Below are 8,414 nucleotides of genomic sequence, written 5' to 3' on the forward strand. Positions count from 1 at the left end.
CAGTACCACTCACTGCGGCGGCTGATGGAACTGCCCGATGACACCCCGGTCTGGCCCACCCACGGCGCGGGCTCGTTCTGCTCGGCGGCCACCGGCACCGAGCGGGTCAGCACCATCGGCAAGGAACGCGCGACCAATCCGCTGCTGCAGGTCGAGGGCGAAGACGCGTTCGTGGCGGCGCTGCTGGCGTCGCTGGGCAATTTCCCCGACTACTTCCTGCGCCTGGGCGCGGTCAACCACAATGGCCCGGCAGTCCTCGGCTCCACCCCGGCGCTGACGCCGTTGACCGGCGACCAGGTTGCCGACCTGATCGCCGAGGGCGCACAGGTCGTGGATGTCCGTGCCGCGGCAGATTTCGCCGCTGGGCACATCCCCGGATCCCTGTCGATCACCCTGCGGCCGGTCTTCGCGACCTGGCTGGGCTGGCTGGCCGACCCGAACCGGCCCGTGGTCATCGTCCGTGATGCCACTCAGGACCGTGACGACATCGTCTGGGAGGCAGCCAAAGTCGGATTCGACTCGCTCGCTGGAGAACTCGACGACGGCATCACCGGATGGACCGGTGCCGTGGCGGATGCGGTGAACTTGGCCGGTGCCCAGGAACTCTCGGCACAGACTCCGGCGACGGTGCTCGACATCCGCCAGCGCGGTGAATTCGCCGCTGGGCACGTGCCCGGGGCACGCAGCATCGAATTAGGCACCCTCGCTGAGCATCTGGTCGAGATCCCGGCCGGGCCGGTGGCGGTGATGTGCGGACACGGCGAGCGCGCCATGACCGCGGCCAGCATCCTCGAAGCCGGCGGCCGCGCCGATATCCACGTCTTGGAAGGCTGCCCCGACGACTACGCCGCCGCCCTCGGCCAAGACCTCCAGGTCGGGTCGTGAGCCTGCGCCCGCGCGTGCGGACCCCGGTTCTGGGGCTGCGGGAGAACGCCGCACAGTTCACCCTGCTTGTCGCGGTCAACGCGCTCGTCGGTGGCATGGTGGGCCAGCAGCAGACCGTGCTGCCGTTGCTGGCGGAGTCCGAATTCGGGCTCACCGGTTACACCTTCATCTTCACCTACGTCGCCGCGTTCGGGATCACCAAGGCGATCGCGAACTACTTCGCGGGTACCTTCTCCGACCGCTACGGCCGCAAACCGGTCCTGCTGGTGGGCTGGCTGTTCGCGGTGCCGGTGCCGCTGATGCTGATCGCCGCCCCGAACTGGGGCTGGGTCGTAGCGGCCAACGTGCTGCTCGGAATCAACCAGGGTCTGACCTGGTCGACCACGGTCGTGATGAAGATCGACCTGGTCGGGCCCTCGCGCCGCGGACTGGCGATGGGTCTGAACGAAGCCGCGGGCTACGGCGCGGTCGCGATCAGTTCCTTGCTCGCGGGCTACCTCGCCGAACGCTACGGACTGCGCCCGGCACCGTTCCTGCTCGGCCTCGCCTATACCGCACTGGCCCTGGCGATCTCGGGGTTCTTCATCCGCGAAACCCGCGGCTATGCCCATCTGGAAGCCGCCGAGCACACCCCGCGCGCCGACGGGCTCCACGACCACCTGCACGCGGATCTGACCGATCGCCAGATCGCTGTGCAGACCAGCCTGACCGAACCCGCCCTGTCCTCGGCCAGCCACGCCGGACTGGTCAACAACCTCAACTTCGGCCTGTCGTGGGGACTGTTCCCGCTACTGTTCGCCACCGCGGACCTCAGCGTCGGCCAGATCGGGTTGCTGTTCGCCCTCTATCCCGGCGTGTGGGGCGCCGGGCAGTTGGTCACCGGGGCGCTGTCGGATCGGTGGGGACGCAAACACCTCATCACCGGCGGTATGACCCTCCAAGCCGCCGCGCTGGCGATCATCGCCGCCTCCGATGGATTCACCGGCTGGGCAGCCGGTGCGATCCTGCTGGGCGCCGGGACCGCCATGGTCTATCCGACCCTGCTCGCCGTGATCGGCGATGTCGCCCATCCGCTCTGGCGAGGCCGCGCGGTCGGGGTCTACCGGGTCTGGCGCGACCTCGGCTACGCCGTCGGCGCCGTCATGGGCGGTATCGTCGCCGACCTGCTCGGCCTGCACGCCGCGGTCTGGGCGGCCGCCGCCGTCAGCGCCGCCGCCGCGGTGGCCGTCGGCATCCGGATGTATGAGACTCACCCACCGCAGAAGACCCCGACCCGATAAGACTCTCGGCGACATTTCTTGTGGTGAGGTCTTGCGCTGCAAGTTTTGAAAGCGCACACTTACGAAAGTGGAGGCTTTCAAAGATGTGGATCTGGCGATCCTGGGCGATCCGACCCGCAAGGTGATCTTCGAACGCCTCGCCCGGCGACCGTCGTCAGTGGGCGAGCTGGCCGAATCGCTGCCGATCACCCGGCAAGCGGTGTCGCAGCATCTGCGGGTCCTCAAACAGGGAGGTCTCGTGGTGGCCACACCGGACGGCACGCGGCGGATCTACCGGATCAACCCCGAAGGCCTCGCCGCGATCCAGGCGTATTTCCAGCACATCTGGGACGACGCGCTGACCGCTTTTCAGAAGGCCGCCGACGCGGCGGCCCCCGATCCCGAACAGGAGAATCGACCATGAGCATCACCCCGCAGCAGCTTCCTGTCCTGGCAGGCAAAGCCACCGTCGCGATGACCCCGGATCGGGCGTTCGCGTTCTTCACCGAATCGTTCGGCAGCTGGTGGCCCGCGGCCTATCACATCGGCCAGGTCGACATGGCCGACGCGATCCTGGAACCGGGCGAGGGCGGCCGCTGGTACGAGCGCGGCGTCGACGGCACCGAATGCGACTGGGGCCGAGTACTGGTGTGGGAGCCCCCGCACCGGCTGGTGGTGACCTGGCAGATCAACGGACGCTGGGAATACGACCCCGACCCCGCCCGCGCCAGCGAGATCGAGGTCCGGTTCACCGCCGAGGGCCCCGAGCAGACGAGCGTCACCCTCGAACACCGCCACCTCGACCGGCTCGTCGACGGCAAGGCCATCCAGGACACCATCGTCGAACGCGGCGGCGGTTGGAGCACCCTGCTGGAACTGTTCGCCAAGGCCGCCGAGGCCCGGTCCTGATCATGCCGAACGCCGGCGACGAGGTCGTCGTCTACACCCGTCCAGGTTGCCCGTTCTCGATGAAGCTGCGGTTGCAGCTACGGCTGACGCGGCTGCGGTACTCCGAACGAGATATCTGGGACGACCCCGATGCCGCCGCCTACGTCCGATCCGTCGCCGACGGCAACGAGACCGTTCCCACTGTCTGCGTGGCCGGGCACGCTCTGGTCAATCCCAGTCTGCGCGAGGTGCTTTCGCTGGTCCGGCGTTATGCCCCGGATGCGCTGCCGCGCCGTTGAGAACGGGGTTTCGCATCACTTTCCGGACTTCCGGGTCAGTCTGTCTTCCCGTCAAAAGACGTCAATGATCGACACGAGTGATACCTAGCGGCATCATGCGTTCATGGCCATGACACTGCGGTTGTCCGAGGAACAGACGGACGCCTTACGGCGTCGTGCAGAGGCCGAGCACATGTCGATGCAGCAGGTCGCCTTGGCTGCTATCGACAACTACATCAACCAGCCGACGGAGTCGGGTCGGCGTCGCGCTGTGCCGGTCGATGAGCTGTTCGCAGCGTTCAGTGACCTATCGCCGATGGATCTTGATCGATTCAGGGCAGATCAGGATGAGCACGTCGACGGGTCGGCCCACTTCGATGCCTATCTCCGGGCTGCACGGTCCGGAGAAGCGGTAGTCGCGGTACAGCGCCCGTAAGGGTCATCGAGCCACCACCATTCGACATCCTCGTGTCCGATCGGCTCCGACCCGCCGACCACCGACGCTGATCGGATTCCTGTCAGGTCTTGGTCCACATCCGCGCGACACCCTCGCGGGTAGCGCGACTACCTACGGGGAGATCCAGCACGTCCTGCAGGGTCGGGTCCTCGTCGATGGCGTGCCACAGGTGCCCGATCTTGCCGCCCGGCCCGGCGTGGGACGACCCGATCAGCTGCCACCACCCGTCCTCGTCATGACCGACGTGCAGGATCGGTTCCTGCTGCTCGAATACCTGTGCGGTCTGGATGCATTGGGTGCCGACGACCCAATGCCGCATCCACCATGCGCGTGGATCCCGCTCCATCACCCGATCGACCACCCACCACGCGAACGGCAGATCTTCGTGCGCCCGTGCCTGTTCGGCGGTCAGATCCGGACCACCTTGTGGAACCTGCTCGAAGGGATCGTCCACGAGACCGTACGCATGCGAGCCTTGATACGGACGGACCACGGCGTGGAAGGTCGCACCTCCGGGATTGCCCGCCCCGATGCCGATGGTGATCCGTCCCGCGTGTGGATCGGACCCGGTGGTCCAGCCCAGCGCATAGGACGCCAGTTCACCCTGCGGCCCGACGAATTCACCGAATGCCCGCCGATCCATGCCACTCGCATCCGCCGTCGGCACCTCGATCATTCGGCCTGGAATCACATCCACATTCACCAAGGGATCGTAGCCACGGCTCTGCACGCTCGGCATGGCGATCCAGGCGGCGAACGCGTGCTTCAGGCCGACGCCTCGGCGCTTTCCTTGCGTGCCCGTGCGGCGACGGCGGCCGGCATCGGCTCGTGCCGTAGGTACCCGCGGGCGAACGAACCCGCTCCGTGGGTGAGCGATCGCAGGTCGATGACATACCTGCTCAGTTCGAGTTCGGGTACCTCGGCCCGGATCCGGGTGCGGCCGGTCTCGGCCGGTTCGGTGCCGAGAATGCGGCCGCGCCGGGTGGACAGGTCGCCGAGGACGGCGCCCAGATGGTCGTCGGGGACCGTGACCCGCACCGCGGCAACCGGTTCGAGCAGCAGGGTCCCGGACGCGTCCGCCGCGTCGCGAAGGGCGAGGGCACCCGCGGTCTGGAAGGCGGCGTCGGAGGAGTCCACCGAGTGCGCTTTCCCCTCCACCAGTGTCACCCGCACATCCACCAGCGGATATCCGGGAGTGACCCCGCGCGCGGCCTGCGCCCTTGCCCCTTTCTCCACCGATCCGATGAACTGCCGCGGCACCACCCCACCGACCACCCGGTCGACGAACTCGAATCCCGTCCCCGTCGGCAGCGGTTCCACCTGGATCTGGCACACCGCGTACTGCCCATGCCCGCCGGACTGCTTCACCAGCCTGCCGCGCCCCTCGCCCGCCGCGGCGAGCGTCTCCCGTAACGCCACGCGATACGGTTCCACGTCCACCCGCACCCCGAACCGCCCGCGCAACCGTTCCAGCGCGACATCCCGGTGGGCTTCCCCCAGACACCACAGCACCAGCTGATGGGTGTGTTCGTTGTTTTCCAGCCGCAGGGTCGGATCCTCGGCGACGAGCCGGGTCAGGCTCTGCGAGAGCTTGTCCTCATCGGACTTCCCCCGCGCCCGGATAGCCACGGGCAGCAGGGGTTCCGGCAGCTGCCATGGCTCGATCAGCAGGGGATTCCCGGTGCCGGACAGGGTGTCGCCGGTTTCCGCGTGGCCGAGTTTGCTCACGAACGCGATATCGCCGGCAACGGCCTCGGTCAGTGTCCGCTGTTGTTTCCCGAACGGCGCGGTGACCCCGCCGACCCGGTCGTCGGCATCGTGCTCGGGTCCGCAGACGTGGACGGTGTCCTCGCTGTGCAGCGTGCCGGAGAACACCCGCACCAGCGATACCCGTCCCACATACGGGTCGGACGAGGTCCGGATGACCTCCGCGGCGAGTTCGGCCGCCGGATCGCAGCGCAGTGCGGTGGGCGCGGCGCCGTCGCCGCGCGGCACGGCCGACAGCGGGTGTTCGATCGGTGTCGGGAACCCGGCCGTGACCAGTTCCAGCAGTTCGAGCGTGCCGAGGCCCTGCTCCGCTTCCTCGGCCGCCGGTGCCGCGAACAGCACCGGATGGAAGCTTCCGCGCGCCACGGCTCGTTCCAGGTCGTCGACCAGGGTGTCGAGTTCGACGGGTTCGCCGTCGAGGTACCGGTCCATCAGCGTTTCGTCTTCGCTCTCGGCGATGATCGCCTCGATCAACCGATCGCGGGCCGGGTCGATCACCGCGAGCTGTTCCGCGGAAGGTTCGGTGCGCACCCGTTTCCCGCTGCGATAGTCGGCGACCCGTCGCTCGAGCAGTTCCAGCAGTCCGATCGCGGGCCGGTGCCCGTCGGGGCTCTTCTGCCCGTAGACCGGCAGGTGCAGGGGCAGCACGGTATCGCTCGCTCCGTCGGTCAGCAGCGCCTGACAGGTCTGCACCAGTTCCGCGTACTCCGCCCGCGCCGTGTCCAGATGTGTCATCACGATCGCCCGCGGCATCCCCACCCGCGCGCATTCGGCCCACAGTTCCCGCGTCGCCCCCGCCACACCCTCCACTCCGTCGGCCGCCGACACCAGGAAAAGCGCCGCGTCCGCCGCCCGCAACCCGGCCCGCAGTTCGCCGACGAAATCCGGGCATCCCGGCGTATCGATCAGATTGATCTTCACCCCGCCCCACATCACCGGGACCACCGACACCTGCACAGATCTGTGCTGTCGCCGTTCGACCTCGTCGTAGTCCGACAGCGATGTCCCGTCCTCCACCCGGCCTGCCCGGTTCACCGTCCCGGTCGCCAACGCCAGCGCCTCCACCAGCGTCGTCTTCCCCGCACCGCTGCTGCCAACCAACGCCACGTTCCGGATGCTCTCCGGTCGCTGCGCCCCGTTCGTCCGGTCCACCATGTCGCACGCTCCCTCGGATTAGGGACCCGGCTCCTTCGAGCTTCCCACCGCAGGTAGGGGCACGTCCACGGTTTCCGGCCGATCGATGCTGCGACCCGGTGATGTATGGCCGCTCAGGGGGAAGCGGGCGCGGACTCGCGGGTGGCCAGATCGGCCCTCCATTCCCGGAAGCCCTCTTCGGTCCGGCCCCGCCGCCAGTAACCGGAGATCGATGCGGCCCACTCGGCGGAAACCTCCCGTTCTCTGCGGATGTAGCGGCGCAGATCGTGCATGACGGCGTGCGCTTCGCCGTGGATGAATACCTGCACCTGCCCCTCCCGCCAGACCGCGGCGCGCACAGCCTCGGCCAGCGCTTCGCCCGGCGCCCGGTCGCCTCGATGCAACCAGGTCAGCTCCACCCCGTCAGGCTTGGCGACAGGGAGCTCGTCCTCGGGCCCAGCCACCTCCACGAAGGCGATACCCGCGGCCGTCGCCGGCATCGACTCGAGCGCGGCGGCGATAGCGGGCAGCGCGGAATCGTCACCCGCCAGCAGATGCCAGTCCGCCTCGGCGCGTGGGGCATAGGCACCGCCTGGACCGTAGACATCAATGGTGGCGCCCGGGGCTGCCTGCGCTGCCCACGGTCCGGCGATGCCTTCGTCACCGTGATATACGAAGTCGATCGCGACCTGTTCGCCGGCCCGGTCGATCGAGCGCAGGGTGTACGTGCGCAGCACCTCGACGCCGTCTACCGGGAAGATGAGTTTGACGTACGAATCGGTGGACGCCCCGACCTCCAGACCGGAAGCGAGGAAGTGCACGCGCACCATATGCGGGGACAGACGTTCGGTGCGCAGCACCGTCAGGGTGGTACGGGGGCGAGCCAAGGAAACCTCCAGTAGTTAGCGTTACCTAACAAACGTACCCCCGGTCCCCTCTCGCGCACAGATTTTATGGCATGCGTGCCAGGTCACAGGTGGTTGTCGGTGGCCTGGCGCATACTGGCGCACATGGCGTATGACACGGAGCTTGCCGAGCGGGTCAGGGAGCTGGTGTATCCGCGTGGCGACATCGACGAGAAGAAGATGTTCGGTGGACTCGCCTTTCTGGTCGGCGGCAATATGGCTGTCGCGGCGAGCGGTCAGGGCGGTCTGCTCGTGCGGGTCGACCCCGCCGAGAGCGAGACCTTGATCGACGGTGCGGCGATCACGCCGATGACGATGGCCGGCCGCGAGATGACCGGCTGGCTGCGCGTCGCACCGGACCTCGTCGCCGATGACACGGTCCTGCGCGAGTGGGTCGAACGCGGCGTGGCGTTCGCCGCCGCCCTGCCCCGCAAGCGCTGAGCAATGGGTGCCGCAGGAGTCGGCATGGAGGCTGCCGCTGAGCGCCAGGATGCGCAGTTCGCCTCTGGCGGTGGTCAAGGCCTGGTGCCGCTGTCAGTGGAGACGTCAGGTGTGTGTCAGCTCGGTGTCAGCCTGCCCGGCCACAGTGTGTACATCGAACAAAACAGTCGGCACCGACACAGTCAGTGCCACAACCGATTTCGAGGAGTACACACCATGTCCATCACCATCACCCTGACCGACCAGGACAAGGCCACCCTGCGCACCGCCGCCTACGGCGCCGTCTCGCTGATCGCCGCCGCCGGTGCGCCGCACAAGGGGATCTCGCACGGTTCCCTCGCCCTGACCTCGGCGACCGGCCTGGTCGGGCACGTGCTCGCCGCCACGTCCAAGGACATCC

The 8,414-nt window shown here is 68.0% G+C and carries 10 protein-coding genes and 1 pseudogene; 8 read left to right on the plus strand and 3 right to left on the minus strand.

The window, feature by feature from the left end; translation table 11 throughout:
• From ACFWPJ_RS17635 to ACFWPJ_RS17660, 6 genes are all read left to right on the plus strand, one after another.
• A partial coding sequence (locus tag ACFWPJ_RS17635; protein ID WP_378852566.1) for a rhodanese-like domain-containing protein occupies positions 1 to 885 on the plus strand: 885 nt, incomplete at its 5' end.
• Positions 882 to 2,165, plus strand: a complete 1,284-nt coding sequence (locus ACFWPJ_RS17640) for an MFS transporter (protein WP_378852568.1) — start codon at positions 882 to 884, stop codon at positions 2,163 to 2,165. The genes ACFWPJ_RS17635 and ACFWPJ_RS17640, both read left to right, overlap by 4 nt.
• Positions 2,166 to 2,232: 67 nt before the next feature.
• Positions 2,233 to 2,568, plus strand: a complete 336-nt coding sequence (locus ACFWPJ_RS17645) for an ArsR/SmtB family transcription factor (protein ID WP_378852570.1) — start codon at positions 2,233 to 2,235, stop codon at positions 2,566 to 2,568.
• On the plus strand, positions 2,565 to 3,053 hold the full coding sequence (locus ACFWPJ_RS17650) for an SRPBCC family protein (protein WP_378852572.1): 489 nt from the start codon (positions 2,565 to 2,567) through the stop codon (positions 3,051 to 3,053). Before ACFWPJ_RS17645 ends, ACFWPJ_RS17650 begins: the two co-directional genes overlap by 4 nt.
• 2 nt (positions 3,054 to 3,055) lie before the next feature.
• Positions 3,056 to 3,331 carry a glutaredoxin domain-containing protein gene (locus tag ACFWPJ_RS17655; RefSeq protein ID WP_378852574.1) on the plus strand — a complete coding sequence of 92 codons (276 nt, stop codon included), beginning with the start codon at positions 3,056 to 3,058 and terminating at the stop codon, positions 3,329 to 3,331.
• A 103-nt stretch (positions 3,332 to 3,434) separates the two neighbouring features.
• Complete coding sequence (locus ACFWPJ_RS17660; protein WP_378852576.1) at positions 3,435 to 3,746, plus strand: hypothetical protein; 312 nt, start codon at positions 3,435 to 3,437, stop codon at positions 3,744 to 3,746.
• An 82-nt stretch (positions 3,747 to 3,828) separates the two neighbouring features.
• Here ACFWPJ_RS17660 and ACFWPJ_RS17665 read toward each other — a convergent pair whose 3' ends face one another.
• The 3 genes from ACFWPJ_RS17665 to ACFWPJ_RS17675 all read right to left on the minus strand — a co-directional run bounded on the left by ACFWPJ_RS17665 (position 3,829) and on the right by ACFWPJ_RS17675 (position 7,555).
• Entirely contained in the window at positions 3,829 to 4,470 is a 642-nt protein-coding gene (locus tag ACFWPJ_RS17665) for a hypothetical protein (protein WP_378852578.1), read from the minus strand.
• Between the two features lie 62 nt (positions 4,471 to 4,532).
• Positions 4,533 to 6,689, minus strand: coding sequence for an elongation factor G-like protein EF-G2 (locus tag ACFWPJ_RS17670; RefSeq protein WP_378852580.1), 2,157 nt, complete (start codon positions 6,687 to 6,689; stop codon positions 4,533 to 4,535).
• Positions 6,690 to 6,802: 113 nt separating this feature from the next.
• Positions 6,803 to 7,555, minus strand: a complete 753-nt coding sequence (locus tag ACFWPJ_RS17675; protein WP_378852582.1) for a siderophore-interacting protein — start codon at positions 7,553 to 7,555, stop codon at positions 6,803 to 6,805.
• 123 nt (positions 7,556 to 7,678) lie between these two features.
• Between ACFWPJ_RS17675 and ACFWPJ_RS17680 the strand changes: the two genes are divergently transcribed.
• Positions 7,679 to 8,014: a TfoX/Sxy family protein gene (locus ACFWPJ_RS17680; protein ID WP_378852584.1), complete on the plus strand. Its 336-nt coding sequence runs from the start codon at positions 7,679 to 7,681 to the stop codon at positions 8,012 to 8,014.
• A 216-nt stretch (positions 8,015 to 8,230) separates the two neighbouring features.
• A pseudogene (locus ACFWPJ_RS17685) lies at positions 8,231 to 8,414 on the plus strand (hypothetical protein); the annotation flags it as partial.

It is taken from the genome of Nocardia sp. NPDC058497 (genome assembly GCF_042720195.1).
In the GTDB taxonomy this organism is placed as follows: domain Bacteria; phylum Actinomycetota; class Actinomycetes; order Mycobacteriales; family Mycobacteriaceae; genus Nocardia.

Coding starts and splice junctions, on each gene's coding strand:
- ACFWPJ_RS17680 (WP_378852584.1), top strand. CDS start 7,679: ATGGCGTATGACACGGAGCTTGCCGAGCGGGTCAGGGAGCTGGTGTAT.
- ACFWPJ_RS17655 (WP_378852574.1), top strand. CDS start 3,056: ATGCCGAACGCCGGCGACGAGGTCGTCGTCTACACCCGTCCAGGTTGC.
- ACFWPJ_RS17650 (WP_378852572.1), top strand. CDS start 2,565: ATGAGCATCACCCCGCAGCAGCTTCCTGTCCTGGCAGGCAAAGCCACC.
- ACFWPJ_RS17670 (WP_378852580.1), bottom strand. CDS start 6,689: ATGGTGGACCGGACGAACGGGGCGCAGCGACCGGAGAGCATCCGGAAC.
- ACFWPJ_RS17660 (WP_378852576.1), top strand. CDS start 3,435: ATGGCCATGACACTGCGGTTGTCCGAGGAACAGACGGACGCCTTACGG.